This is a genomic window from Gordonia sp. AC31 (genome assembly GCF_031844505.1).
GTDB classification, from domain to species: Bacteria; Actinomycetota; Actinomycetes; order Mycobacteriales; family Mycobacteriaceae; genus Gordonia; species Gordonia hongkongensis.
On sequence record NZ_JAUZVK010000089.1, the window covers coordinates 1 to 1,050 of the forward strand.

Annotated in this window: 1 protein-coding gene; it reads left to right on the forward strand. The window is 52.2% G+C overall.

The genetic code is table 11. The features are described from left to right. Positions 1-25: 25 nt before the first annotated feature. Positions 26-1,050: hypothetical protein (locus Q9R39_RS24710; protein ID WP_311278462.1), on the forward strand; the 1,025-nt coding region annotated here is incomplete at its 3' end.

The following is a 1,050-nucleotide window of genomic DNA, read 5'->3' on the forward strand; positions in this document are numbered from 1 at the left end:
CGCGCCACCGCCTCAGAGCGCGGCCATGGTCATTGTGCTGGAGACAATGCGGGCTCAAGCGGAGGTCTTGGCCTCCGCGGCAATGGACTACGCGAACACACCAGACGCCCGCGACCGAATGACGAGAAACGACGTCCAGAACTCAATGCGCACCGCACTACAAGAAGTCGCTCAGCGCGCTCGCAACTGGCTATCTACAAAGCTCCCGACAGAAGATGAGATTCGCGAAATAATCACCAATTCTCTGTCGGTGTTCAATAAGATACAGGAACAGGGAGAGCAACAGATAAAACAGGACGCTGACGACGACGCAGCTGCCGCCTCCGACCCGTACGGAGCAATGTTGGGATATTCCGATCCGGGTATCGATGCTGCTATCATCTTCAAAAAGCTCTGCTCATTCACTGCAGATGAAGACGCAGAGTATCGCACGGCACACGAGCGCCTCCGCCGCATGATTGACAGCGAACTTCTCCAGCACATTTCTGATGAAAATGAGAGATTCTGCGATTTGCTTATTGCAGTAATTTCCGATGTCACTAGTCGGCGAATTTCACTGTCCGATCAAGATGCTTTCGACGAGCGCCGAAGGCGAATCCGTTCAGCGCTCATATCTTTCACTAGCGCGCTCCACAGTCATAGAGATCAGTCCATCCGCGCAGTTCGCGAGCAGTTCGGCCGCAAGACCGTAGAGGAGAAACAAGCTCTCGATCTGTTTGATGATCTGCTCGTGTCATCGTTTGATTACCGATGGTTAATCAAAATGCGTGACGCCCTGCTTCATGGCGACATTAATGCTTTCAAGATTGAACTCAATGCTCGCCTAGAAGGCGAGAGCACCGCGAACGTGTTTATGGACCGTGATTACATGATCAAATTCAACAGGGCTGCACGAGAAAAATGGATCAAGATCACCGAACTCGAGGCCATCGACTACGATCCTAGCGTCTTGGACATGATCAAGGCCGCCCAACCTCAGATTGCTGAACTACAAGACCAACTGGATGCGATTCTGTATCCCGATATCGCTGACGATGTCGCGACTGTGAA